Below are 25,021 nucleotides of genomic sequence, written 5' to 3' on the forward strand. Positions count from 1 at the left end.
GATGTTATGAAGATAGGTATCATGGGGGGCACATTCGACCCGATTCATATCGGACACCTGCTTTTAGGTGAATTTGCCTTCGAACAGTTTGAACTGGATGAAATATGGTTTTTGCCCAACGGGAATCCTCCTCATAAAGATACGGAGGAGATGGATACCAGCCTTTCCCATCGGGTAGCAATGGTGGAGGCGGCAATCCAGGGGGCACCTCATTTTAAGATTTCGCTTCATGAAGCAAAGGAAGGGGTTCATTCCTATACGTATCAGACGATGCTGGAATTTCATGAGCTGTATCCGGGGTGTGAATTTTATTTTATCCTGGGTGCAGATTCCCTGTTTTCAATTGAGCAGTGGAGATATTTTAAGGAGATTTTCCCGACATGCACGATACTGGCTGCAATGCGGGATGATAAAGACATCGCTGATATGCAGAAACAGATTGCGTATCTAAAGGAGAAGTATGGCGCGGATATCGAGCTTCTGCGTGCTCCTCTGTTGGAGATTTCTTCCACTACGATTCGTGAACGGGCGGCAAAGGGCCTGACGGTACATTATATGGTGCCGGATGCGGTGGCAGACTATATAAAAGAACATCACTTATATAGATAAGGAAGGATCAGGATGACAGATATCACAGGGATACGTAGAAAATTAGAGAAAAAATTGAAAAGTGAGCGTTATGAACATACGCTTGGTGTCATGTATACGGCCTCTTCTCTGGCGATGCGCTATGATGGAGATGTAAAGAAGTCTCTTCTTGCCGGGCTGCTCCACGATTGCGCTAAGTTCTGCTCAGGCAGAGAACAGATTCAGCTCTGCAATGAGTATCAGATCGGGCTTAGCGAATCGGAGCGAAAGATGCCGGCTTTAGTGCATGCACGTTTAGGAGCATATCTGGCAGAACATGAATATCATATTCATGACAGAGAGATTTTAGATGCGATCACTTATCATACAACAGGAAGGCCGGGTATGACCCTGCTGGAAAAGATTGTTTATATTGCGGACTATATTGAGCCGGGACGTCAGGAAATCGAGGGGCTTACACTGGTCAGAAGAGCAGCATTTTCAGATTTAGATGAGGCAGTCGCACTTAGTGCGGCTTCCACCATCTCATATCTTGAGAATGCGGGCAGGGATATAGACCCTATGACAGTAAAGACGTATGAATTTTATAGTAAAAAGTAATGGAATAGAAAGGAGCAGTTATGGAACAGGCAAAGGAGATGGCTAAGATTGCATTCAAGGCATTGGATGAGAAGAAAGGTGAAGATATTAAGATCATTGATATCTCGGGAGTATCCGTGCTGGCAGATTATTTTATCATTGCTAACGGTAACAGCGACAGCCAGGTGAATGCTCTGGTCGACAATGTAGAGGAGAGCCTTGGCAAGGCAGGATTCCACTTAAAGCAGCGCGAAGGACATGGAACAGGAAGCTGGGTACTGCTTGATTTCAATGATATAATTGTGCATATTTTTGATAAAGAAAACAGACTTTTTTATGATTTAGAAAGAATTTGGCGTGACGGTAAGGATGTAGATATCGCAACACTATAAAATACAGACAGGAGATGTGTTTATGAAACGCATAGTTAGAACAGGCGTGAGTCTGTTTGTGGCCGCAGCACTTGTGCTCACGGCAGGCTGTTCTTCACAGGAAAAAGATGCTTCATCAAAATCGAAGGAAAGCCAATTGGATCCAAAGAGTCCAGTGACGATTGAGGTGTGGCATTATTATAATGGAGCACAGCAGGACGCTTTTAATGAACTCGTGACAGAATTCAATGAAAGCACTGGTAAGGAGCTTGGAATCAAGGTGAAGGCCTCGGGACTCGGCAATGTCGGCGATCTGGAGGAAAGTGTTCTTGCATCGATTGACGGTAAGGTCGGAGCAAAGGAGATTCCGAATATTTTTGCGGCCTATGCAGATACAGCGTTTGCTGTGGATGAAAAAGGAATGGCTGTGGATTTAAAGGATTATATGACGGACGAAGAGATCAGTGAGTATATGGACAGCTATGTGGATGAAGGACGGTTTGCATCAGAGGACAGTCTCAAGATTTTCCCTGTTGCAAAAGCGACCGAGGTATTCATGTTGAATCAGACGGACTGGGATAAGTTTTCCAGTGCTTGTAAAGTGTCCCTGGATGATCTTTCTACGATTGAGGGAATCACAGATATCTCCCGTCAATATTATGAATGGACGGATAGTCTGACCGATACGCCGGATGATGGGAAAGCCTTCTTCGGAAGGGATGCCATGGCAAATTATTTTATTATTGGTGCAAGGGAGCTTGGAACAGAAATCTTTTCTGTGAAGGATGGCACACCCCGGCTGGATTTTAACAAAGAAGTCGTACGAAAGCTTTGGGACAATTATTATGTACCTTTCATAAACGGTTATTTTGCATCCTCTGGAAAGTTCAGGAGTGATGATATCAAGACGGGAAATATACTGGCCTTTGTGGGTTCCTCCGCAGGAGCGACCTTTTTCCCAAAACAGGTGACCCTGGATGATGAACATACCTATCCGATTGAAATGCAGGCCTTTGAGTGCCCGAAGTTTAAAGATGGGGAGAACTATGCAGTTCAACAGGGCGCGGGAATGGTCGTCATGAAGAAAGAGAATCCCGTGGAGATCGAGGCTTCGGTGGAATTCTTAAAATGGTTTACCGATACGGACAGGAATATTGAATTTGCGGTGACATCTGGCTATCTTCCGGTGAAAAAGGATGCTAACAAGAAGGATATGATTAACAAGAATATTGAAAGCACGGATAATAGTGTGATACAGGTGCTGGATGCTTCTATGGATCAGATTGCAGATAACACATTATATACGACTCGAGCTTTCAAGAATGGCACAGACGCCCGTAATATTCTGGAATATTCCCTTTCCGATAAGGCGTCGGCTGACAGGAACGCAATCGTGGAGCTAATGAAAAATGGAAGTTCCAGGGAAGAAGCAGTCAGTCAGTTTGACACAGACGAAAACTTTGAATCCTGGTATGAGGAGACACTGGCTTCTTTGAAAACACTCGTCGATGGTGAGTAAGTATAAGTGAATATGGAAAAAGGAAGGAGGAGATGAGAATGCGTATGAAGACGAAGAAGGCACAGCCGATCTTAAAGAGAATACTAATTCCCATGATCCTCCTTACTTTAATGGAAGTAATTCTTTTGTCGGGAACCTTTATCTATGGCGGCACGATTCAGGAATTGAATCAGAATGCACGGGGGATTGTTCAGGGAAAAGTGAAGAACAGGAGCAGCTATTTAAAGAATGAGATGCTCAACAATTGGTCCAATGTTTCCTACACTGCACAATTGATAAACGCACGGGCGGAAGAGTTAGAGACAGAAGGCACGATTGACCTGGATAAGATCGGAAGTAGTTCTCAGGAGTGTTATCCTCTTGTTTCGGAAATTTCAAAGTATCTGATAGAAATGATCCGCTCCAACAAAGTGACAGGTGCATTTGTTATTTTCAATACAGATGACCCGGACACCCTTCGGAATCAGGAGAATTTTGCAAAGCCAGGAGTCTATTTCAGAGATTTGGATCCAGATACCAGCCCATCGATCCGCAACAGTGATTTATTAATTGAAAGAGGATCAGTAGACCTTGTACATAGTCTGGATATTGCAACTGACAGTATGTGGAAGCCGCAGTTCGAATTTCAGAAAGAGAACCCTGAAACACGGAATATCCTTCTGAATCCGTACGAGCAAGGACTGTTAAACACGGATGCAAAGTCGCTGACAGAGGTGGGATATTGGGGGAAGCCCCATACTTTAACAGATGATGATAAAAAAATGATTTCCTATTCTGTCCCGTTAGTGACCTCCCAGGGGAAGGTCTATGGGGTACTTGGTATGGAAATTACCTTAGAATACCTTTCTTCCATGCTTCCTAGTGATGAACTGATGAGTGGGAAAAATGCCGTATATTTGCTCGTGATTAAGGACGAGGAGAAAGGAACGTATGAGACTGCCTTTTCTTCGGACGAAAAGGCCATTCCCCAGGGCAGTAAGCTACAGCTTGAAACGTCCAATGATGGTTACCAATACCTCGATCTTGACAGCAGACACATGTTTATAGATACGGATTATCTGCAGCTATACGATTCTAACGGGCCGTTTGAATCGGACCGGTGGGGTCTTGCAGGGGTAGTTAAAGAGAGGGATATCACAGAGTTCTCCAGAAAAATCCTGCATTATATAGCACTGGCAATCTTATTTACGATTAGTATCGGAATCGGGGGCAGCATCATTGTGAGCTTCATGATTTCCAGGCCGATCTATGCCGTTTCAAAAAATATGCAGAGGCTGAACACACGGAAGAAGATTCATCTTCCAAGGACGAACATTCTGGAAATTGACCAAATGGAGCGTTCCATTGAAAAATTGAGCAGTGATGTGATTGATTCTGCGACCAAGTTCACCCAGATCTTAAATAAGGCCAGTGTGCGCATAGCAGGATTCGAGTTAGATTTTAAACATGAGACCTTATTTATTACCGATGAATTTTTTAGGATATTTGGGGAAGAATCGATTACAACGAAGATGTTGGATATTCATTCATTCCAGAAGCAGATGGAATCATTTGATGCCTATAAGGTGGAAGAGAGTGATGGATATGCGCTCTATAAGATTGCCTATGAAGACCGGGATACTTATATACGACTGAGTTATTCTGAATTAGATGGGCAGAGAATTGTGGGTGTGGCAGAGGACATTACAAGGACGATTCAGGAAAAGCAGCTTTTGGAGCACGAACGTGACCATGATCTTTTAACGGGATTGAAGAATCGCAGGGCATTCCAGCGTCTGATGCATCAGCTTTTTGCAAAAGGAGAGGACTATCTGAAAAAGGCTGCCCTTGTTATGATCGATTTGGATAATCTAAAGCAGATCAACGATAAGTTTGGACATGATTATGGTGATAAATATATTCAGGCTGCAGCGGACAGTTTTCGGAAATATACACCGCAGGAGACTGTCATCGCTCGAATTTCTGGAGACGAATTTTATCTGTTCTTCTATGGATATGAGTCTGAAACAGAAATCACGAAGCTGTTGACTAAGTTCAGAAAGGGGATTGCAAAGGAGTATATCATTCTGCCCCCTATGCAGCGTGCCAGCCTCAGAATGTCGGGAGGAATCTCCTGGTATCCGCGGGATTCCAGGCATTATGAACAACTTCTGCAGTATTCTGATTTTGCCATGTATCAGATTAAGCATTCCACAAAAGGGGAAATCGGGAATTTTGATCTTGGGGCATACCATAGTGAGGAATATATCTCGCAGAATCGTCGTGAGCTGACAGAGCTGATCGAACGGGAAGAGGTCGAATATTTCTTCCAGCCGATTGTTGATGCTCACACAGGGAAAATTTTTGCGTATGAGGCACTGATGCGCGGTACGATGCCGACCCTCAGAAGTCCGGCAGATATCCTGTCCCTTGCAAGGGAAGAGCATAAGCTTGATAAAATAGAAGAGCTGACATGGAAGATCGCTACGAAGACCTTTATACAGCATGTTCGTAACCGGAGGATTTCACCGGAATGTAAAGTGTTCATCAATTCCCTTGCCGATTACCGTCTCAGCAATCAGACACTGGAGTTGATCGAGTCTGAATGCAAAGGATATCTGGATCATTTTGTATTAGAGATTACAGAAGACTCACAGGCCAATCAGGAGGCTATGGATGTAAAACGGGTAGTCGTGAACCGCTGGAATTCAGATTTTGCGCTGGATGATTACGGCAGTGGTTATAATGGGGAACGTGTATTGCTGGAACTGGCTCCTAAGTATATTAAGATTGACCGGTCCATTATCTTTGGCATCCATATCAATATCGATAAGCAGAAGATTGTAGAAAATACGATTTCCTATGCGAAAGAACGAAATATTAAGGTAATCGCCGAGGGCATTGAGACAGAGCAGGAGCTGAATAAAGTCATCGAATTAGGCGTAGATTACTTACAGGGATATTATCTTGCACGTCCTGATGGTATGCCTCCGCTGATTAATAAGTTTACAGTGGATCATATCAAAGAATTGAATGAGAAGATGACAATGCATGAAGAGATAGATAGAGATGCAGAATAAAAAAATGGCTGTCAGTTCAGGAATGAATCCTGGCTGGCAGCCGTTCTATTTCATATTGTTCATTTAGAAAAAACGGAAAACTCCAATCACTTTTCCTAGGATCGTCACATCCTTTACAATAATTGGATCCATAAAGTCATTCTCCGGTTGAAGACGATAAACTCCTTCTTCCTTATAAAATCTCTTAACAGTGGCACCGTCCTCGATGAGTGCAACTACCATATCCCCGTTGGACGCGGTTTGTGCCTGTTCCACAAGCACCATATCGCCGTCCAGGATTCCTGCATTGATCATGCTTTCGCCCTTAACAGCCAGCATGAACGTCTGCTTATTCGGCATGAATTCCATTGGAATCGGAAAGTAGTTCTCGATATTCTCCTGAGCCAGAAGTGGTTCACCCGCGGCAACTCGGCCAATCAAAGGTACATTCACGACCTCACGCCTCGTTAAATTAAATGTATCGTCCAGAATCTCGATCGCTCTTGGCTTCGTGGGATCACGCCGGATATATCCGTTCTTCTCAAGTGTCTCAAGATGAGAATGAACAGAAGATGTGGACTTAAGATTCACCGCTTCACAAATCTCACGTACAGCAGGTGGAAATCCCCGCTCAAGTATCTGTGCCTTTATGTATTCTAATATCTCCAACTGCTTTTTACTGATCTTTCCCTGTGACATGTAATGAACCTCCTCATACTGTTAAAAAGCCATATTATATGGACTGTTATATCATCATTCCCCGTTGCCATACAATATACTGTCTCCTCGACATCTTATATCTGGTATCATTGATAACCAGTCTTTTAATATACCAGACGAATCTATACATTATAGTACCATAGGTAAAACTAAAAAGCAAACACTTGTTACGAAAATACGTTCGGAATTTTTAATAATATCTATTGACAAACATTTGTTCGTGTCATATAATATAAATCATAAGGAACAGATGTTCGATTCAGGGAAAAGAGTACACAAGATGAGTCAAGGGGGAACGTCATATGAATGGTCAGGGGAACCGTGTCAGGGGCGCAGCAATTGAAGCTGTATCAGTAAACAGGAGCAGAGAGTGTGAGAATAGAATAAAAAGACTGCTTATTCTATGTATAATTACCGTTTTTCTTGTTTTTGGAGCATGTGCTTTATTTGGCAATATCTTAAGTTCTGCACATGCAGGTAACACAGAGAGTCCCGCACGTTTTAAATATTATACCAGTATTGAGATTCAACCAGGAGATACATTATGGGATATTGCAAAGGTATATATCACCGAGGATTATGAATCTGTATCAGAGTATGTACAGGCTTTAAAAGAGATCAATTCACTTGATACAGATAATATTGAGGCCGGACAGAATTTGATTGTTGCATATAACGATACTAAGTTCAAAAAGTAATGTTATTTGTTTGAAGTTAATATTTTTGTTTGAAGTGCTTAGATAGATTACCTATAGAGAGATTACTTATTATAGTTATTTATAGATTAAGGTATCAATATACATCCCTATGTATTGATATATAAACTCACCCAGGAGCCAGTCGGAAGGGGGAATCCCGAATGATTGGCTCCACCTTATTACATAAATCAATCTATACGACAAATACTAATTTTTCCAAAAGATATAGACAAAAAACACCTCATATGATATTATATAAGCGTTGAACCGCTCAACTACAAGGGATTGTATCACTTTGAATCTTAGGGTTCATTGTTGATGATTATAAAGTAAGGAGGTCCCAAAGTGTCAGATCAGAATATCAAATCATACCATGAACAGAAATATATAGATTACACATTAAGGCTCAGGGAGATTCTAAAGACCCTGCCGCCGTTCGCTAAGGATTATTTTAGGGCGATTGAACCTAAGACATCAGCTAAGACGCGTATTTCTTATGCATATGATATCCGTATTTTCTTCCATTTCTTAATGGAGAATAATCCGGTCTACAGGGCTTATACCATGGATCAGTTCACTGTGAAGGACTTAGAACGCATCGAACCGGTCGATATTGAGGAATATCAGGAGTATCTTAAAGTCTATAAGGGACCTGAGGATAAGCAGATTACGAATACAGAGAAAGGCCTTGCACGTAAGATGTCGGCCTTGAGAAGCTTCTACGCCTATTATTTTAAGCGCCAGGTAATCGAGAAGAATCCCACTCTGCTTGTAGATATGCCGAAGCTCCATGATAAGGCGATCATCCGCCTGGATACCGATGAAGTTGCCTCCCTACTGGACTACATCGAACATGGCGGTGATGATCTGACCGGCCAGCGTAAAGTCTATTATGAAAAGACAAAGAACCGGGATTTGGCGATTATTACTTTACTATTAGGAACTGGGATTCGAGTTTCTGAATGTGTAGGACTTGATATACAGGATGTTGATTTTAAGAATAATGGTGTTAAGGTGACCCGCAAAGGCGGCAATGAGATGGTTGTATACTTTGGGGAGGAAGTTGAGAATGCCCTCAAGATGTATCTGTATACAACCAGGAAGACTACTGCTCCACTGCCGGGGCATGAGAATGCCCTGTTTTTGTCCACGCAGCGCCGCAGGATCGGGGTGCAGGCGGTCGAGAATATGGTGAAGAAGTATGCGCGCCAGATTACGCCAAATAAGAAGATTACGCCGCATAAGCTTCGAAGTACCTATGGCACTGCTTTGTACAAGGAAACGGGCGATATTTATCTTGTGGCGGATGTTTTAGGACACAAGGACGTGAATACAACTAAGAAGCACTATGCAGCTATTGATGAGAACCGGCGCAGACAAGCGGCCGGGGCCGTGAAGCTTAGGGAACCTTAAATTCAACAAAGAATCCCCAAAAACATGCATAAAATTTTCTTGTATTTCCTGCTCGGACACTCTATAATAAAAAAGTCTGAAATACCAAAGAAAGGGAAGGATACAGATGCAGTTACAGAGATTATTAAGCTTTACAAGAAAAGCTGTTGATGAATATGCGATGATCCAGGAAGGCGATCATATTGCAGTGGGAATTTCAGGAGGTAAGGACAGCCTGACGCTCCTTTATGCTCTCCATGGACTAAAGCGCTTTTATCCGAAGCATTTTGAACTGAGTGCCATAACAGTAGACCTGGGATTTGAAGACTTCGATTTGAGCCCAATACAGGCTCTGTGTACCGAGATGGAGATTCCATATAAGATTGTGAAATCAGATATATACAATATCCTCTTTCATGTACGTAAGGAATCCAATCCCTGCTCCCTGTGTGCCAAGATGAGAAAAGGTGCACTGAATGAAGCAGTAAAGGAAATGGGCTGTAATAAGGTGGCATATGCCCACCATAAGGATGATATCATTGAGACCATGCTTTTATCCTTGATATTCGAAGGAAGATTCCATTCTTTCTCGCCCAAGACATATCTGGATCGTATGGATCTGACCGTAATTCGTCCGATTATGTTCATCGACGAAATGGATGTAATTGGTTTCAAGAATAAGTATGATCTTCCAGTCGTGAAAAGTAAATGTCCTGTCGATGGTTATACGAAGCGTCAGTATGCAAAGGAACTCCTAAAGCAGTTAAATCAGGAGCACCCGGGTACAAGGGAAAGAATGTTCCATGCTATCCTGAATGGAGACATCAAGGGGTGGCCGCAGCGTATTCCACATGTTAGATAATACAGGCCATTTAACAGGGAGGCGCAGTCATTCATCATTTTACACAATAACCCCCGGAAGTAAACACACGTAAAGGATTTACTTCCGGGGGGTTATATAATTTTTCTTACAATTTTTGACGTCCTGTACCGAGTCCTTCTTTTAACTCGATATACTGTTCAATGGCCTTTGCAGTTCCCTCAATTCCAAGTGCTGAACTATTCAGGCATAACTCGTAGCTCTCGGAATCAGACCACTTTTTATTCGTGTAATAGTTATAATAGCTTGCACGCTTCTTATCTGTCTTGATGATCATGTCCTTTGCCTTGGCATCCGTAAGGTCATAGATCCGTGCAATACGGCGGATACGCGTATCCAGATCAGCATGAATGAATATGCTGACAACATTCTCATAAGTCTCCAATGCATAATCTGCACAGCGTCCGACCAGTATACATGGCCCTTCATCTGCAATCTTCTTAATTGCATCAAATTGTGCGAGGAATACTTTATGATTGATCGGCATATCAGAATATGTGTTACCCGGATATCCCATAGAATAAGTATCCATTACCAGTGAATACAGAAAACTATTCGTTGGCTTCTCATCATGTGTCTCGAAAATCTCTTCACAGATCCCGCTTTCTTTTGCAGCCCTTGCAAGCATCTCTTTGTCATACAGCTTAATCCCAAAGTCTTCTGCCACCTTACGTCCGATTTCACGTCCTGCGCTGCCGAATTGTCTGCCGATTGTAATTATTGTGTTTGTTTTCATTTCAGTCACTCTCCTTTACGTCAACCAGGCATTGTTAACCTTGTCGGATAACTTATATGTGTATTATACAAGATGAAATACAACATTACAATAAAAATTATATTTTTTGTGCAAATTGTACAGTTATCTCTGCGTGATTCTGCTTGTCTTACATTCTGGATTGAGCGCGCAGCTTTTCCAGGAGATCAACAAAATATTCTGGCAGAGGAGCATCAAACTCCATATATTCGCCTGTCGTGGGATGGGTGATTCCAAGTATTTTCGCATGAAGAGTCTGGCCCTGGAGTTTAAAAGGACACTTTGCCGGTCCATAGACCAGATCTCCCAGGATGGGGTGGCCAATACTGGCCATATGGACTCTGATCTGATGGGTCCGTCCGGTCTCCAGCTCGCACTCCACATAAGTGTAATTCCCGAACCGCTCCAATACCTGATAATGAGTCACGGCATTCCGCCCATGAGGGGCATGGGTACTCATCTTTTTGCGGTCCACGGGATGACGTCCGATCGGCGCATTGACAGTTCCAGAATCCTCTTTCAGATTCCCATGTACGATGGCATGATATCTGCGGGTGATGTGATGGTCCTTAAGCTGCTCGGCCAGTGCCTGATGTGCACGATCATTTTTACAGATAATCAGAGAGCCGGTAGTATCCATATCAATCCGGTGTACTATACCGGGCCTGGATACTCCGTTGATACCTGATAGGTTATCTTTGCAATGGAACATCACCGCGTTCACAAGAGTGCCGCTGTAATGTCCGGGAGCCGGATGAACGACCATTCCCTTTGGTTTGTTGACGATCAGGATATCCTGGTCCTCATACAGGATGTCAAGAGGGATATCCTCCGGTTGAATATCGGGGACCTCCGGTTCTGGCAGGATGACTTGAATCTCATCGTTGGCAGTGATCTTATAATTTGACTTAATCTGTTTTTTATTTACCGTAATATACGCGTCCTTCAATAACTTCTGTATATAGGAGCGGGAAACGTCCGGCATAGCATCTGAGAGGAACTTATCGATGCGTACTCCCGAGATTTCCGCTGTAAAATACAATTCTTCCATCTTATTTTGATCCTTTCCCGATAGAAAAGCATTTCAGTTCCTCTTCTTTATAATAGAAAAGGATGGAAAGTGCAAACATAATGCATGCTACGACCACATAGCAGTCAGCTACATTAAAAATCGGAAAATCGATGAGTTCAAAATAAAAAAAGTCTACGACATAATTCAGCCGTACCCTGTCTATAAGATTTCCAAATGCCCCTGCCGAAATGAGTACGGCACAGATTCGCAGTAGGTAATATCTGCTTGTATGCGGCATCTTTCCGTAGGCATATCCAATCAGAGCGACGATCACAACAGCTCCAATGGCAAATAAAAACTGCTTATTCTGCATGATTCCGAATGCGGCACCGCGGTTCTCAAGGTACTCCAGTTTAAATACACCCTTCCAGATCACAAATGCAGCCTGGTCCTTTAAATGAGTTACAGCAAGCCACTTGGTCAACTGGTCCAGTATTACAAGCAGAATACAGGCACCAACAGCAAGCAGATAGCTTTTAATAGATTTTGTACTTTTATTGTTCATAGTTTGTCCCTTTATGATATTGATAGATGGTACACCTCATTGCTGAGATGATTCTGCGGATCAGACATATTTATGAATGACCACAAAAATCCGGTTCTTCTTTGTCCGGGATAAGGTTCCCTGGTAGCGGAATTTTCCCATGCCCCTGACGGATATGACATCGCCTTCCTTTACCTGATAACTGTTCGTAGTCATGAGGCGCCCGTTGACGAAGACCTTGGCTCCTTCGATCAGTCCAGTCAGCTTCGTGCGGGAGGAGGAAAAAGCAAGTGACAGCAGGCTGTCAAGCCGGACAGATGCCACTGTACCTTTGATTTCCTCGTAACGCGGGGAATAATGGTAATCCTCCAGGCTGATTTCCCTTAAAAGTACGCTTGTATGCCGCACCCTGGTCAGCTCTTCTGTCAAAAAAGCATTCAGGGAAGAATGGATGAAAACAACGGCCTGCTTTCCATCCACTATAATATCCCCCAGTTTGGAGCGGTCAATTCCAAGATTTAAGATTGCACCCAGATAATCCCGGTGATTCAGTTCTTCTGCATATTTATCATGCAGTGGTTCAATGGAGAGTGCATGGAAGGGAAAGGATAATCCCTGTATGAAGCTTCCATGCATATCTGCGCCCTCTTCCTGCATCCCACGCAAATAAAGAGCATCAGGTAGAAAGGCTGCCATCTGACGCTCTGCTAAATCATAGCCGCCGAAAGTAACATATCTGGTATACAGTTGTTCTTTCGGCAGGGAATGTAAAATATTCAATTCATTCAGATTCAGGAAATCCGAATATGTAATAATATCGCGGTGATATGCCGTTCTGGACAGCTCGCTCAGCCGCTTTTCCAATAGCTGTTCTTCTTTTAACATATAAAAATGTCCTACCGTACCTGACTAATATCTGCCTCTTACGTTCGCTGATTCCATGGAGCCACCGAGCAGATCCTGAAGATCACCGGAAATATCTACATTTGTCGGTGTCACAAGGAATATATAGTTGGAAATCTTCTGCAGATTACCGCTGATTGCAAAAGTAGCACCTGAGATAAAATCGATGATACGCTGTGCAATCTCCAAATCCATCCCCTCCAGATTCAGGATCACAGTACGTCCCGCTAACAGTGTCTCTGTGATCTCCCTGGAATCATCGACAGAAGCCGGCTTTACTACACAGACTTCCATATTGGCATTTCTTCTGGATGCCGGCTGACGCATCGGTGTCACCTTATTGCCTGCCGGTGCAAGCTTCTTATCATCGTCCTGGATATCAAAATCGTCGTAATCATCTTTGCTCTTCTTACCGAACAGAGAACGGCGAGGCTTTTCATCAAAATCGTCATCATCAAATTCATCATCGTAGAAATCATCATCATACTCATCGTCATTTAATTTCATGATGTCCAAAAATTTATCAAACACACCCATGTTTACACTCCTATCTTATGCCTTTTGCGCATAATTTATTTTTAAAGCCCTTTCTGTTCCAGTTATATGCCTAAACAACATAATTCCTGGCACCAAAGATTCCGGTCCCAACACGGACCATAGTCGCGCCTTCTTCGATTGCGACTTCGTAATCATTGGTCATCCCCATTGAAAGTATACTCACATTAACATTATCAATGTTTTTCTTCTCAATGTCAACAGATAATTTATGTAAATTTGCGAAAATTGGGCGGTTTTCCTCGGGATTTTCAACAAAAGGTGCGATTGTCATGAGCCCGCATACACGTATATGAGGAAATGCAGCTATTTTTTCAATAAAAGGAATTACTTCCGCGATTTTTAGCCCAAACTTACTCTCCTCTTCTGCAACATTGACCTCCACCAGAATGCGGACAGTCAATCCCTTTTTCGCGGCTTCCTTTTCAATCGTTTCCGCGAGCTTTAAAGAATCCACAGAATGAATCAGATCCGCTTTATCGATGATATATTTGACCTTGTTCGTCTGCAGATGCCCGATCATATGCCATTGAATGTCGTCCGGCAGTGCTTCATATTTCTCAGTGAGTTCCTGGACCTTATTTTCCCCAAATACCCGGACCCCTAAATCATAGGCCTCCTGTAATACTGGTATGGGTTTTGTCTTGCTGACCGCAATCAGTGTTACTTCACTGCGGTTTCGTCCAGCCCTATCACATGCGGACTGTATCTTTTTTTCTACTTCTCTTAGCTGCTCTTCTAACATGATGCTCCACTCCTTGCTTTCATTTAATATGATATGATTTCATGCGATTCATGGATCATTAAGATCCGGTTGGTCTATTGGAATACGACCTCCTCTTCGTCCACGGAATTTCCATCCTGAACAATATGATCATAATTGTAAAGACCGTAGGTATCGCCTTCCTTGACGATATAATACTCATCACTCTCGCATAGTATATTTACCATCTTGAATACGGCATATCCTTTGTTGATATTATAGACGCCCTTACACACCTTTGTATCTGAAAGCTGGCAGGTCTCTGAAGAATCGGTCCTCACCAGGACACTGCCCTTCTCTAAATCTTCTGCTCTTAGATAGACCTTTCCATCTTCAGTAGTCCCATAAATATCTACGGCTGTGAAATCGGGTTCTCCGCTTCCATCCTGTATCATAACACCTGAACTGGAGCTGTTGCCCCCAGTCGTGATGTATTCCTGAGGTACGACATAAAAATCTTTCTCAACGACAGCGCTTTTGGGAATCTTCAGTCCGCTTTCATCCTCCATGATCAGCTCTACATTCAGAAAACGTTCATCCGCATAGCGGATCATAGAATTATCATAATCCAGCTTCCCGTAGAAATCTCCGTCCTTTTTCAGAATAGAGAACTCCGCCCAGATTGCTTCACTCTCTTTATTGAGGCGGGTCTTGATATAGGTGACTTCGGAAAGTTCGGATGCCATCTCCTTATCAAGAGGGACAATAACAGACCAATTCTCACTGGTGACCAGCTTATAGGCAGGATCTCCTTTTTTTACCTGTACATTATCCTCACGGCTTGTCCTCTTATACTTGCTCTGGTCAAAATCAGCTTTGTCAAACGTATCTGCATCCAGAACTTCATATCCGTCAAAATCCAGAACAAAGAGGCCATCTCTTTCGGCTGTATATATATCAGCCTTGCTGCCATTTTGTGCAATCACTGCATCCATCTGGGCTGTCTTGGTCTGATTGGACGCATCAAGCAGCGTATTTGAGATATCATTCTTAAGTGCATAGACGGATGAAAACTTCTGTGGATTAAAGTTCTCATTAAAATTCTGGGTCTTAACTGCCAGGGAATTCATCTCTTCCGTACTTAAAGATACACCTTCGGTCTGTACATCACTGTTATAGGACAGTTTGCCAGATGTGACGGCGTAAATATTCATCCCTGCTCTTACTTTACTTCTTTCGTTCTGAAAATAATTGATATATCCGGTCTTCTCGGCATTTATCACAGTCTCCTCGCGTATGGCAAGTCCTGTATAGGAATTGTCTTTCAGGATACTTCCTTCACGTACTTCATACACAGAAATCTTTTTCGACGAGGCATACATGATGATTGTTACAATCAGATAAATAAAAACAATCGCAAATATAAAAATACCGACGTTCATTTCCCGCTTTCTTTTATACTTGCTGATACTGATGGAATTATTCTTCCGTGATGCCAAATCTATATTCCTCCTGTACTTTATTCCTGCAAAAAATATTTGATTCTTTGATAACTTTATCAGTATACCATTTTTAAATGTATATTTCCAGTTTTTGTGGCAATAATAAAAGCATTGATATTGAAAAGGAGGAAATAAAATGAAGTGGTTTGATAATACTGCTTTAACACTTGTGATCATTGGAGCAGTCAACTGGCTTCTGGTTGGTATTTTTCGATTCGATTTAGTAGCCTTTCTCTTTGGAAATTTAAGCTGGCTTTCCAGAATAATTTATACGTTAGTCGGTCTTTGCGGCCTCTATCTGATCAGCCTGTATGGCAGAATCAACAATGATTCCGAGTAAAAGCACAAATACATGAAAAGAAAAATGCTTTTCGTGCAGAAGGCACCAGCAGAAAGTACTATGAAGTAAGAATAAAAGAAAAGCAGGAACTTACACCCATCAAAGTGGTTACAATGTAAGTTTCTGCTTTTCTTTTATATATAGGAAAGTTCGAAGAACTATTCTATATAATAAAAACCCTCCGGGGGGTGCTCACTTCGCGCAAAAGGAAGATGGCCGCAAGAGGCCGCGCTTCGATGCGAAATTTAGGCGGGCCTAAATCTTTATTTTAATCCGCCTGTAATACCAGCTGCAAGAAGCTGGGTCATATCGTCATATAGAATGGTCTTATCATCTGCGCCCATAACAACTGAAATATAAGGGTTATTCTCCATATCCTGTGAATATAGTATGACACAGGAACCGGCCTCATCCGTTGTACCTGTCTTACCACCGAAAATATTGACTCCTGCAGGTGCATCTGCTTCTCCAAGAGAATAATAATTGGATGGCAGCCATTGTTCTGTACGTACGGTACCATCATCCCCAGTCAATGTCCCTGTATAGGAATCCATCGCTATGATATCCAAAAAACGCTGGTCAGCCACACACGCATTGAACATCAGGTACAGATCATATGCCGTTGTATAATGGTCCTCCTCGTGAAGCCCATGAGGATTCACAAAATGAGTATTCGTTGCTCCCAGCGCTTCTGCCTCCTGGTTCATCAGGTCTGCGAAAGCCTCCACGCTTCCGGAAATATGTTCTGCTATCGCTACAGCGCAGTCATTCCCCGAATGCAGAACCAGCCCGCATAGCAGGTCATAAAGTGTCACCTGATCCCCAGTCTTTAGATTACAGACCTGTTCATCCCATGAAAAATCTGTCGCATTGGCGCTGACTGTCACCACATCATCCAGATTCCCATACTTTAAGGTCAAATATGCTGTCATGATCTTGGTCGTACTGGCTGGGAACAGACGGTCATGGAGGTGATAAGCATACAATACCTCTTTTTTGTTCAGGTCAAAAAGACCGGCCGCATGGAGCGAGGTGTCATCGCTAAAACCATCCATGGCCTTATCTTGATCTGTCACACACAGATTTGCAGCAAAGAGCTCTCCCTTATAGATTCCCTGTGCATAATGCGTGTTCTCATAGATTGCCGCCTGGTCATAGGCGGGGCGAAATAGCCTGCCGGATAAAAGGAATCCAACAGCCCCCAGAACAAGGATTCCAATCAGAATTCCCGCAACGAGTGGTCCTCTGCTTCTATTCCTGCGTCTTTTATGTCTTCTCCTTCTTGCTCTGGACCGGTTACGGTTCAACTGTTCACTCATAGGACAGCGCTCCTTTCGTTCCGGGCCAAAGCATTGGTTTTATTACTTATACATCTCACGCCAGTCCAAATCTCCTCTGTCTAATGCTAAAATCAGTGCTTCTGCAGTTGCTATATTGGTAGCCATTGGAATATTATAGATATCACATAGCTTTACAATATCATTGACATTCGGTTCATGAGAACGTGGAGTCAGCGGATCGCGGAAAAAAATCAACAGATCCATGTCATTATGCTCAATTTGGGAACCAATCTGCTGATTCCCACCCAGATGTCCGGCAAGATACTTGTGTATATTCAGGTTCGTTACGCTCTCGACCAATACCCCTGTAGTCTCCGTTGCGAATAAGTGATGTTTGCTTAGAATCCCCCTGTAAGCGATGCAGAAGTTCTGCATTAATTTCTTTTTGGCATCATGTGCCACTAATCCGATGTTCATATCTTATGTCTCCTCTACTGATATTTATTAGGCTGCAAACCGACATTGAGCACAAAGCCAATTCCCATGTAGAAGCAGATAATGGATGTGACTCCTGCACTTACAAATGGCAGGGAAATCCCTGTATTCGGGAAAATCTGTGTAGCCACACTGATGTTGATGAACGTCTGAACTCCGATCAGTGTGGCGACTCCGCCGCATATGAGGCGCCCCGCAGTGTCCTTTGCCTTTACCCCAATTAGAATACATTCTATTACAATTAATAATAACAAAATTATGACCACACAACAACCCACAAATCCCAATTCTTCCCCAATAATTGCAAAAATAAAGTCTGTCTGCGGTTCGGAAATGAAGTTTCCGTTCTTTACAGAGGTCGTTGTATTGTTATTATAGCCCTTTCCCGTTAACTGCCCCGAGCCGATAGCCATGACCGAGTTGATCTGCTGATAGGCCTCATCCGTGGCATATTTCTCCGGCTCCAGCCATGCCAGGATACGGTTCTGCTGATACTGCTTTAAGAATGGCTGGTTCGGCTGTACCACAATGCTCAAGAACAGTGCCGCGGTCGGTATGGCAATGGCCAGGACCGTCCCGATAAATTTGTAGCTCAGTCCGGCCAGATATAGAATGATGCAGAATAAGACTGCGATACAAATCGTATTGGACAGGTTCGGCTGTTTATATATCAGGATCAGGGACGGCAGCAATAGGGCCACTGCCTGTATGATCGTCTTTTTCGTGTTCACCTGCTGTTCCCTGTCCATAAAAAACCTTGCAAAGAACAGGATCAATATAATCTTCGTTAAGTCAGAAGGCTGAAATTGGACAAAACCTAAATTCAGCCATCTGGTAGCACCATTTACCTTTTCACCAAAAAAACGCACTGCCAGGAGCAGGACGATATTCAGGCCGTACAAAGGCCAGTACCAGTTCAATACCCATTTATAATCGATCAGGGAAATGACGACCATCGCACATGTTCCCATGACCACTCCGGCAATCTGCTTTCCCTGTACGGCTGCCTGCGCGCTTCCCACTACAAAAATCCCAATGATGGAGATTGCTGTCACAAGTGCAACGAGGGTGAACTTGTAATCTTTTAAATGATATCTTTGTTTGAGTTTCTGCAAATAGGGTTTCAATTGAAGTTTCAATAGTTTTCTCCTGTAATCTTTATATGTATATCTGAACGTGTTATCTTAATGTTAAAATCTTCCGGCTTTACCTCCAGATATTTGGAAACCGTATGGTAGATATCTGAAGAAAATTTTTCCGCCGTTTCGGGTGTACACTGCATCCTGTCTGCCATAAGCAGAGTCCGAAGTCTTTCTTTTGCAACGTGAACAGATGGTACACTCATATAATTTCCCTCCTAGTTCTTTTTAAATAGGCTGGAAACTTTTGCAAAAAATCCTTCCGGCTTGCTGAAATCTGTAATCGGGATGTCATCTCCCAGGATTCTTCTGCATACATTTAAGTATGCCTGACCGGACATACATCCTGCCCCAACGATTGGTTCGCCCTGATTCGTTGCAATGACGACCTGTTCATCATCCGGGATGACACCGAGCAGATTGATTGCAAGTATCTCTGTCACGTCCTCCACGGACATCATATCGCCCCGTTTGACCATATCCACTCTGAGGCGGTTGATAATAAGGTCATTCCTTTTAATTCCATGTGACTCAAGAAGACCAATGATCCGGTCTGCATCCCGGATCGCGGATACCTCTGGAGTTGTCACGACAATGGCACGGTCAGCGCCTGCCACAGCATTCTCAAATCCCTGTTCGATTCCAGCCGGACAGTCCAGAAGTATGTAATCAAATTCGTCCTTTAAGTCTGCAATCAGTTTGCGCATCTGTTCTGGAGAGACGGCTGTCTTGTCCTTCGTCTGCGCAGACGGAAGCAGATATAATTCTGGAAAACGCTTGTCCTTGATCAGGGCCTGTTTTAAACGACAGCTTCCTTCTATCACATCAACCAGATTATAGATGATCCTGTTTTCAAGCCCCATGACCACATCCAGGTTTCGAAGGCCTAAGTCCGTATCAATGACAATGACCTTCTTCTCCATCTGCGACAAGCCGATTCCTATATTTGCTGTCGTAGTCGTCTTTCCGACTCCGCCTTTTCCTGATGTAATGACAATAACTTCTCCCATGTTTTTCTTCCTCCTACAGCTTTTATTCCCAAGATTAGTCTACAAGTGGATCTACGTAGATCCGGCGTCCGTCGACCACGGCAATCTTCGGCCCTCTGATGCTTAGGCTTTCTTGATAGATGACCTGCCGCTTTGCCTCAATATCACCGATTCGAAGCTGCTTAGGCTGCATGGAAAGAGCAACGACAAATGCCTCCCTGTTTCCTGATGCCCCTGCATGAACACTGCCGGACAGGGAACCAACGATGACAACATTCCCTTTTGCGATGACCTTCGCTCCCAGCTCTACATCTCCTAATATGATGATGCTCGAATCGGATTCAAGTACTTGTCTTTTGCTTAGAGTTCCTCTGTAGAACTGCCCTTCCCTTTTTTGGATATTTGTGAGCGTGTTTTCCACAATGCTTTTGTATGTCATTTCATTGGTCTCATCACGGTCAATGACACATACGATGTCAATGCCCGTGATTTCTGCAATCACGTCCAGAACCGTCTGTTCCTCCTGATCTGACATTTTACGGTCTAAGAACGTAACTGCCATTTTCGCCCCCTCAAAGAACTTTGCAGAATCTTTGAATTTGGAGGCGACACTCTCCAGTAAGGTATCAAAGGATACCTCTGGATTCAGGTGAACTTCGATTCCATAGCGGTTGCTTTTAATTGTTACCAGCCTGTCCATGTATATTCACATCCTTTTTAAGTATATCAACATGCAGGATTAATCGCCTGCAATGGCTGTACCAAGCTGTGCGGCAGAACCTGTGATCAGCTCTTTCTTATCAGCGAGCTTAAAGTTTGCCCTTACAATATCTCTGCCGATTTCTGCAGCGTAGGATGAACTGTAACCATTTGCAATACGTACTGCGATTGCAATCTCAGGTTTATCTGCCGGTGCGAAGCCGACGAACAAACCGTGGTCTGGATGAAGGGCGCTCTGCTGTGCGGTACCTGTCTTACCAGCCATCTCGATTCCAAGTCCTGAAAAACTAGGAGTATCCTGAATCATAGCAATCATACCCTGATGCACCAGATTCCAAGTAGTGCTGCTGACATCTGTGATTTCATTAGCAACAACAGGTTCATACTTCTTAATGATCTTGCCATTGACATCCGTCGTCTTATCTAACAGAGACAGATTATATACAGTTCCTTTGTTTGCAACAGTTGCAACGTATCGATTGAGCTGGCTGACCGTAAAGTTATTCGTGCCCTGTCCAATTGCACTCTGTACGGCATATTCATCGGAAATCCGGGGTTCGGATTCTGGAATTTCAATCCCGGACTTTTCACCGAGGCCGAATTCCTTTGCATATTTTGCGAGCTTTTCCACACCCTGGTCGCTGTCGTAGTCTCCGTCTTTATCCAGTCCCAGGTCATACCCCACTTCATAGAAGAAGACGTTACAGGAGTGCATAAGGGCTCCTGTTACCTCCAGCGGACCATGCCCGCCTGGATAGATCCAGCACCTTGGGCTCGGTGTAACCTTATCGAATTCTCCACCGCAGCTAATATAGCTGTCTGGAGAGATCACGCCCTCTGTCAGTCCTGCCACGGCAGATATCATCTTATAGGTAGATCCGGGAGCTGTTCTCTCCTGCGTCGCATTATTGTAGAATGGACGGGAAAGCCCGGTCACAAGCTGATTATAGTACTTGGAATCCATCGTATTCGCCAGCCGGTTATTATCATATCCCGGATAGGATACGCACGCCAGAACTTCTCCGGTGTTCGGATCACTGACTACGGCAGAACCTGTACAAGGCTCCAGGGCTAGCTGTCCCGGTGTGATCTGCAGGCTCTGGATCTTTTGATAAAGCCAGCCGTAGGAATCTACGCTTCCATTTGCCAGTCCTTTATAGGCAGCCTCGTCCATCGGCAGGACTCCCTGCTCATACACAATGGCACAGATCTGTCCTCCACTGATACTACCTGATTTTATAAGATATTTGTAGAGAAGTTTGTCGAAATTAACATCTGAATCCAAATAATTTTGTAAAAATGTTAAAATTCCCTGGTAAATTTCGGCGGAATCCGAATATTTCTCATCGGAAATATAATCGGACAGCTTGGAAGTATCAATCCAGTTCTTAGAAATCGCATAATTCAGATATTTATTCAAACTGATCGTCTCATCCGTTGTCCACTGCTTGTAAACCTCATCATTGGTGTCGATCTTATCGGGTATGAGGATTCCGACAGCCTTCTGAAGGACATCGATGGAAATATAATCCATATATGCCTTCATCTCATCGGAAAGGTCCTTGTAGGCCTTGGCACCACTATTGTTCATTTCGTTGATGATCTCTGTGATCGCAGAGGACTTTCTTTCTGTGAACTTCTGGTATACTTGTTTTTCTACTGTCTTGGCGTCGTCTGCCCCAAAATGGCTTTCATCGATGATCTCATTGGCAATGAAAGCATTGTAGGCATCGTCGACTGGAATGATGATCTGGCTTGAATCGCTGGTTTGGCTCGGATCATAGTTCATGACATTGCGCAGCTTGGACAGTACGATTCCGGCAAGCTTTTCCTCCAGAAGCTGATAGGTCTGCTCCTGCAGGTCTTTATCAATCGTCAGGTATACGTCATTGCCGGCCTCCGGGTCCTTACTGCTGACTTTATCCGTCACTTTACCGACACTATCTACATAGAACTGCTTCTTTCCTTTAGTTCCCTGAAGAACTTCATCCATGGTCTGTTCCAATCCTGCCTTACCGACAATATCGGTCTGGGAATACTTCTTTTTCTGGTCCTTATCCAGGGCATTGTATTCTTCCTGAGAAATCTTTCCTGTATATCCGATAATGGAAGCAAAATATTTGCTGTCTGTATAACGGCGCATGGAATCTTCCGCAATATCCACGCCGTCCAGTTCATCCAGGTTCTCCATGATGGCAGCCACTGTCTCATCACTAACATCTGTGGCAAGCGTGGTCGGAATGAACTTCTGGAAACTATTCAGGTTGATGGCATATCTTAGGTTGACCATTTTTAAAAGGTAGGCCTTGTCCATCTTCTTCATATCCAGGTCATATCCATAGACCTCGTCTGTACACAGATACTTCATGATATCTGCAGCGGAGGCATTTCTCTGCTTTTCCGTCAGCTCATCAATGGTCTTGAGTCCGTAGACGTCGGCGATAAAACGCAGCTTCAAGGTCTCATTGGTCTGGGAGAACTCATAATTTCCAGCGGAATCTAATACGACGCCAAAGTCGCTGATCACAGAGTCCCCATTCGATTCTACGATTGAGATGATCTTCTCCAGGATTCCATTCAAAATCTCGTTTCGATCCTCCCCGGTGATATTATCCTCAATGGTGACAGAATAAGCCAGTTCATTATATGCAAGAAGATTCCCATTACGGTCATAGATATTCCCTCTGGTGCCGGGAATCTCCCTTGTCTTTAAAATCTGCAGTTTATAGTTGTCCATATAATACTGCCCCTTCACGATCTGCAGATAGAACACGCGGTTCACCAGAATTGCAAACAGAGCACAGAATGCAAGGATCAACACAAACAGACGTGATTTAACAATTCGAAATACAGTATCTTTTATACGCTCAAACAAATTTACTTGCACTCCTTTTTTCTTCTGCTTCTAACTTGTGGTTTATAAATAAAATTAATGGATACACCCCGAGAGCGACTACAATCGTGTAGATCAGCTCGGGAATGATATTGTGGCTCAAATAATAAATAAAATCAAATTCACTGCGCAACATGAACATCAGCAGATAGATGACCAGCCCGTACAGGAATTCACTGGCCGCGATCAGGACCAGCGGCAGTTTGATGTCTTCGTCGTAATATACCTGCTCGAACAGACTGTTGATAAAACCGAGCAGCAAATAGATCAGGGCATAGAACCCCAGGATATTGCCGAATTGGATATCAATCATCAAGCCGGAGAAAAACCCGACCAGCATTCCTTCTTTCGGTCCTCTCATGAATCCAAAAGCCGCCGTTACGATGATTATCAGATTCGGCTTGATGGATGCCAGTGTCAAGTGTGAGAACAAGGTGCACTGGAGCAGATAGCAGACGATTACAATGACTGCTGTCACACCGATTCTTTTCGCTTTCATCTTTTTCATCGGTCAGATTCCTCCTTTCTTTGCCGACTCTTTATTCTTTCTCTGTACCTGTCAGATCCGCCTTGGTCTTCGTAATGACCAATACCTCCTGTAGGTTCTTAAAGTCTACCACCGGAGTGATATATCCTGAACGGGTCAGGTTATTGGAATCAACAGTAATCTCGCTAACATAACCGATGAGGATTCCCTGGAGATACTTATCACTGATATGGGAGGTCACGATCTGATCGCCTACCTGGACCTTATTCTCATTGTTCTCCATCTGCTCAAATCGAATCTTCCCATCGTTGATCAGGGAGAGATCACCTCTGACCATACATCTGTCAGAGGTGGACAGGACCATGGCACTGACATTACTGGAATCATCAATCACAGAACGCACTGTTGCCCAGGTGGGGCCGACCTTTGTCACAATACCCACCAGGCCGCTGCCTGCCATGACATTCATATTCTTTTTGATGCCGTCCTTACTTCCTTTATCAATCGTAAAGGTGCTGAACCAGTTCCCGGAATCCTTCGCGATTACGTGGGCTCCTGTCTTTTCATAATCTGCATAGTTCTGGTCAAGCTTATACAGCGCCTGAAGACGCTCCAATTCATACTTCTCTTCCTGTAAGTTGTTATTCTCCGTAATCAAAGCATCTACTTTGTCCTGGAGGGCATCCTTTTCCTTTCGGACCTCCTGCAGTGTATCAAAATTATCACTAATGTCGCCAAGCCAGGTGCCGATCTGATTGATCCCTTTCTGCATCGGGATGATGGTCACGCTCGCGATTCCTTTGAATGGAGCGCCTGCCTTATCATAGAAGAATGACAGTACCATCAAAAGAATACAGAACAGACACAGCCCTGCCAGATAGTATTTACTTTTTGAAGAGGTTTGATTTTTCTTTTTCATA

26 protein-coding genes are annotated in these 25,021 nt (G+C 43.6%); 9 read left to right on the top strand and 17 right to left on the bottom strand.

The genetic code is table 11. The features are described 5' to 3' along the window. The first annotated feature begins 6 nt into the window (after positions 1-6). From nadD to HGO97_RS13160, 5 genes are read left to right on the top strand one after another with little or no spacing between them, the layout of a single operon-like run. Positions 7-609 carry a nicotinate-nucleotide adenylyltransferase gene (nadD, locus tag HGO97_RS13140; protein ID WP_216242407.1) on the top strand — a complete coding sequence of 201 codons (603 nt, stop codon included), beginning with the start codon at positions 7-9 and terminating at the stop codon, positions 607-609. 12 nt (positions 610-621) lie between these two features. Beyond that, positions 622-1,188: a bis(5'-nucleosyl)-tetraphosphatase (symmetrical) YqeK gene (gene yqeK / locus HGO97_RS13145; RefSeq protein WP_216242408.1), complete on the top strand. Its 567-nt coding sequence runs from the start codon at positions 622-624 to the stop codon at positions 1,186-1,188. 20 nt (positions 1,189-1,208) lie between these two features. Continuing rightward, a complete protein-coding gene (gene rsfS, locus HGO97_RS13150) occupies positions 1,209-1,559 on the top strand; it encodes a ribosome silencing factor (RefSeq protein ID WP_216242415.1) in 351 nt (116 codons plus the stop codon). 22 nt (positions 1,560-1,581) lie between these two features. Beyond that, positions 1,582-3,057 carry an extracellular solute-binding protein gene (locus HGO97_RS13155; RefSeq protein ID WP_216242417.1) on the top strand — a complete coding sequence of 492 codons (1,476 nt, stop codon included), beginning with the start codon at positions 1,582-1,584 and terminating at the stop codon, positions 3,055-3,057. Positions 3,058-3,095: 38 nt separating this feature from the next. Then, entirely contained in the window at positions 3,096-6,116 is a 3,021-nt protein-coding gene (locus tag HGO97_RS13160; RefSeq protein WP_216242419.1) for a bifunctional diguanylate cyclase/phosphodiesterase, read from the top strand. Between the two features lie 63 nt (positions 6,117-6,179). Here HGO97_RS13160 and lexA read toward each other — a convergent pair whose 3' ends face one another. Next, positions 6,180-6,794, bottom strand: coding sequence for a transcriptional repressor LexA (gene lexA / locus HGO97_RS13165; protein ID WP_216242428.1), 615 nt, complete (start codon positions 6,792-6,794; stop codon positions 6,180-6,182). A 323-nt stretch (positions 6,795-7,117) separates the two neighbouring features. Between lexA and HGO97_RS13170 the strand changes: the two genes are divergently transcribed. The 3 genes from HGO97_RS13170 to HGO97_RS13180 all read left to right on the top strand — a co-directional run bounded on the left by HGO97_RS13170 (position 7,118) and on the right by HGO97_RS13180 (position 9,767). After that, positions 7,118-7,513: a LysM peptidoglycan-binding domain-containing protein gene (locus HGO97_RS13170; RefSeq protein ID WP_216242430.1), complete on the top strand. Its 396-nt coding sequence runs from the start codon at positions 7,118-7,120 to the stop codon at positions 7,511-7,513. 345 nt (positions 7,514-7,858) lie between these two features. Further along, positions 7,859-8,926 carry a tyrosine-type recombinase/integrase gene (locus HGO97_RS13175; RefSeq protein WP_216242432.1) on the top strand — a complete coding sequence of 356 codons (1,068 nt, stop codon included), beginning with the start codon at positions 7,859-7,861 and terminating at the stop codon, positions 8,924-8,926. Positions 8,927-9,032: 106 nt separating this feature from the next. Continuing rightward, positions 9,033-9,767 (top strand): tRNA lysidine(34) synthetase, encoded by a 735-nt coding sequence (locus tag HGO97_RS13180; protein WP_216242433.1) that lies wholly within the window; start codon positions 9,033-9,035, stop codon positions 9,765-9,767. A gap of 106 nt (positions 9,768-9,873) precedes the next feature. Here the strand turns inward: HGO97_RS13180 and HGO97_RS13185 are convergent, their stop codons facing one another. The 7 genes from HGO97_RS13185 to HGO97_RS13215 all read right to left on the bottom strand — a co-directional run bounded on the left by HGO97_RS13185 (position 9,874) and on the right by HGO97_RS13215 (position 15,755). Further along, positions 9,874-10,521, bottom strand: coding sequence for a cytidylate kinase-like family protein (locus HGO97_RS13185; RefSeq protein ID WP_216242435.1), 648 nt, complete (start codon positions 10,519-10,521; stop codon positions 9,874-9,876). A 148-nt stretch (positions 10,522-10,669) separates the two neighbouring features. After that, positions 10,670-11,590: an RluA family pseudouridine synthase gene (locus tag HGO97_RS13190; RefSeq protein WP_216242437.1), complete on the bottom strand. Its 921-nt coding sequence runs from the start codon at positions 11,588-11,590 to the stop codon at positions 10,670-10,672. A 1-nt stretch (position 11,591) separates the two neighbouring features. Next, positions 11,592-12,116 carry a signal peptidase II gene (lspA, locus tag HGO97_RS13195; RefSeq protein ID WP_216242445.1) on the bottom strand — a complete coding sequence of 175 codons (525 nt, stop codon included), beginning with the start codon at positions 12,114-12,116 and terminating at the stop codon, positions 11,592-11,594. Positions 12,117-12,176: 60 nt separating this feature from the next. After that, on the bottom strand, positions 12,177-12,980 hold the full coding sequence (locus HGO97_RS13200; RefSeq protein ID WP_216242446.1) for a YlmH/Sll1252 family protein: 804 nt from the start codon (positions 12,978-12,980) through the stop codon (positions 12,177-12,179). Between the two features lie 24 nt (positions 12,981-13,004). Beyond that, entirely contained in the window at positions 13,005-13,535 is a 531-nt protein-coding gene (locus HGO97_RS13205) for a cell division protein SepF (protein WP_216242448.1), read from the bottom strand. A gap of 70 nt (positions 13,536-13,605) precedes the next feature. Continuing rightward, entirely contained in the window at positions 13,606-14,298 is a 693-nt protein-coding gene (locus tag HGO97_RS13210) for a YggS family pyridoxal phosphate-dependent enzyme (protein ID WP_216242450.1), read from the bottom strand. Positions 14,299-14,372: 74 nt separating this feature from the next. Then, positions 14,373-15,755, bottom strand: a complete 1,383-nt coding sequence (locus tag HGO97_RS13215) for an HlyD family efflux transporter periplasmic adaptor subunit (RefSeq protein ID WP_216242452.1) — start codon at positions 15,753-15,755, stop codon at positions 14,373-14,375. A gap of 139 nt (positions 15,756-15,894) precedes the next feature. On the opposite strand from HGO97_RS13215, the gene HGO97_RS13220 reads away from it, so the two are divergent. Next, the gene (locus HGO97_RS13220; RefSeq protein WP_216242454.1) at positions 15,895-16,098 is read left to right on the top strand and encodes a DUF378 domain-containing protein; all 204 of its coding nucleotides are present in this window, start codon (positions 15,895-15,897) and stop codon (positions 16,096-16,098) included. Between the two features lie 263 nt (positions 16,099-16,361). On the opposite strand, the gene HGO97_RS13225 is transcribed toward HGO97_RS13220, so the two are convergent. From HGO97_RS13225 to mreC, 9 genes are read right to left on the bottom strand one after another with little or no spacing between them, the layout of a single operon-like run. After that, a complete protein-coding gene (locus tag HGO97_RS13225) occupies positions 16,362-17,417 on the bottom strand; it encodes a D-alanyl-D-alanine carboxypeptidase family protein (protein WP_216242456.1) in 1,056 nt (351 codons plus the stop codon). 42 nt (positions 17,418-17,459) lie between these two features. Next, a complete protein-coding gene (locus HGO97_RS13230; RefSeq protein WP_216242458.1) occupies positions 17,460-17,855 on the bottom strand; it encodes a methylglyoxal synthase in 396 nt (131 codons plus the stop codon). A gap of 14 nt (positions 17,856-17,869) precedes the next feature. Further along, the gene (locus tag HGO97_RS13235; protein ID WP_246597438.1) at positions 17,870-19,012 is read right to left on the bottom strand and encodes an FtsW/RodA/SpoVE family cell cycle protein; all 1,143 of its coding nucleotides are present in this window, start codon (positions 19,010-19,012) and stop codon (positions 17,870-17,872) included. Further along, on the bottom strand, positions 19,009-19,218 hold the full coding sequence (locus HGO97_RS13240) for a cell division topological specificity factor MinE (RefSeq protein ID WP_216242459.1): 210 nt from the start codon (positions 19,216-19,218) through the stop codon (positions 19,009-19,011). Before HGO97_RS13240 ends, HGO97_RS13235 begins: the two co-directional genes overlap by 4 nt. A gap of 12 nt (positions 19,219-19,230) precedes the next feature. Then, positions 19,231-20,022, bottom strand: coding sequence for a septum site-determining protein MinD (gene minD, locus HGO97_RS13245; RefSeq protein ID WP_216242461.1), 792 nt, complete (start codon positions 20,020-20,022; stop codon positions 19,231-19,233). A 34-nt stretch (positions 20,023-20,056) separates the two neighbouring features. Further along, positions 20,057-20,701, bottom strand: a complete 645-nt coding sequence (locus HGO97_RS13250) for a septum site-determining protein MinC (protein ID WP_216242463.1) — start codon at positions 20,699-20,701, stop codon at positions 20,057-20,059. Between the two features lie 39 nt (positions 20,702-20,740). Further along, positions 20,741-23,596 (bottom strand): penicillin-binding transpeptidase domain-containing protein, encoded by a 2,856-nt coding sequence (locus HGO97_RS13255; protein WP_216242465.1) that lies wholly within the window; start codon positions 23,594-23,596, stop codon positions 20,741-20,743. Then, positions 23,589-24,122: a rod shape-determining protein MreD gene (gene mreD, locus HGO97_RS13260; protein WP_216242467.1), complete on the bottom strand. Its 534-nt coding sequence runs from the start codon at positions 24,120-24,122 to the stop codon at positions 23,589-23,591. The genes HGO97_RS13255 and mreD overlap by 8 nt, the downstream gene beginning before the upstream one ends. A 31-nt stretch (positions 24,123-24,153) precedes the next feature. Continuing rightward, positions 24,154-25,020, bottom strand: coding sequence for a rod shape-determining protein MreC (gene mreC / locus HGO97_RS13265; RefSeq protein WP_216242469.1), 867 nt, complete (start codon positions 25,018-25,020; stop codon positions 24,154-24,156). Position 25,021 lies beyond the last annotated feature (1 nt).

Source organism: Faecalicatena faecalis (assembly GCF_012524165.2).
GTDB classification, from domain to species: Bacteria; Bacillota; Clostridia; order Lachnospirales; family Lachnospiraceae; genus Faecalicatena_A; species Faecalicatena_A faecalis.

Excerpts from the sequence above, each read along its gene's own strand:
- HGO97_RS13250 (WP_216242463.1), bottom strand. The coding sequence starts at position 20,701 with ATGGACAGGCTGGTAACAATTAAAAGCAACCGCTATGGAATCGAAGTT.
- HGO97_RS13240 (WP_216242459.1), bottom strand. The coding sequence starts at position 19,218 with ATGAGTGTACCATCTGTTCACGTTGCAAAAGAAAGACTTCGGACTCTG.
- minD (WP_216242461.1), bottom strand. The coding sequence starts at position 20,022 with ATGGGAGAAGTTATTGTCATTACATCAGGAAAAGGCGGAGTCGGAAAG.
- HGO97_RS13230 (WP_216242458.1), bottom strand. The coding sequence starts at position 17,855 with ATGAACATCGGATTAGTGGCACATGATGCCAAAAAGAAATTAATGCAG.
- HGO97_RS13200 (WP_216242446.1), bottom strand. The coding sequence starts at position 12,980 with ATGTTAAAAGAAGAACAGCTATTGGAAAAGCGGCTGAGCGAGCTGTCC.
- mreD (WP_216242467.1), bottom strand. The coding sequence starts at position 24,122 with ATGAAAAAGATGAAAGCGAAAAGAATCGGTGTGACAGCAGTCATTGTA.
- HGO97_RS13155 (WP_216242417.1), top strand. The coding sequence starts at position 1,582 with ATGAAACGCATAGTTAGAACAGGCGTGAGTCTGTTTGTGGCCGCAGCA.
- HGO97_RS13220 (WP_216242454.1), top strand. The coding sequence starts at position 15,895 with ATGAAGTGGTTTGATAATACTGCTTTAACACTTGTGATCATTGGAGCA.
- mreC (WP_216242469.1), bottom strand. The coding sequence starts at position 25,020 with ATGAAAAAGAAAAATCAAACCTCTTCAAAAAGTAAATACTATCTGGCA.
- yqeK (WP_216242408.1), top strand. The coding sequence starts at position 622 with ATGACAGATATCACAGGGATACGTAGAAAATTAGAGAAAAAATTGAAA.
- HGO97_RS13160 (WP_216242419.1), top strand. The coding sequence starts at position 3,096 with ATGCGTATGAAGACGAAGAAGGCACAGCCGATCTTAAAGAGAATACTA.
- lspA (WP_216242445.1), bottom strand. The coding sequence starts at position 12,116 with ATGAACAATAAAAGTACAAAATCTATTAAAAGCTATCTGCTTGCTGTT.
- rsfS (WP_216242415.1), top strand. The coding sequence starts at position 1,209 with ATGGAACAGGCAAAGGAGATGGCTAAGATTGCATTCAAGGCATTGGAT.
- HGO97_RS13190 (WP_216242437.1), bottom strand. The coding sequence starts at position 11,590 with ATGGAAGAATTGTATTTTACAGCGGAAATCTCGGGAGTACGCATCGAT.
- HGO97_RS13170 (WP_216242430.1), top strand. The coding sequence starts at position 7,118 with ATGAATGGTCAGGGGAACCGTGTCAGGGGCGCAGCAATTGAAGCTGTA.
- HGO97_RS13210 (WP_216242450.1), bottom strand. The coding sequence starts at position 14,298 with ATGTTAGAAGAGCAGCTAAGAGAAGTAGAAAAAAAGATACAGTCCGCA.
- HGO97_RS13180 (WP_216242433.1), top strand. The coding sequence starts at position 9,033 with ATGCAGTTACAGAGATTATTAAGCTTTACAAGAAAAGCTGTTGATGAA.
- nadD (WP_216242407.1), top strand. The coding sequence starts at position 7 with ATGAAGATAGGTATCATGGGGGGCACATTCGACCCGATTCATATCGGA.
- HGO97_RS13225 (WP_216242456.1), bottom strand. The coding sequence starts at position 17,417 with ATGAGTGAACAGTTGAACCGTAACCGGTCCAGAGCAAGAAGGAGAAGA.
- HGO97_RS13185 (WP_216242435.1), bottom strand. The coding sequence starts at position 10,521 with ATGAAAACAAACACAATAATTACAATCGGCAGACAATTCGGCAGCGCA.
- lexA (WP_216242428.1), bottom strand. The coding sequence starts at position 6,794 with ATGTCACAGGGAAAGATCAGTAAAAAGCAGTTGGAGATATTAGAATAC.
- HGO97_RS13205 (WP_216242448.1), bottom strand. The coding sequence starts at position 13,535 with ATGGGTGTGTTTGATAAATTTTTGGACATCATGAAATTAAATGACGAT.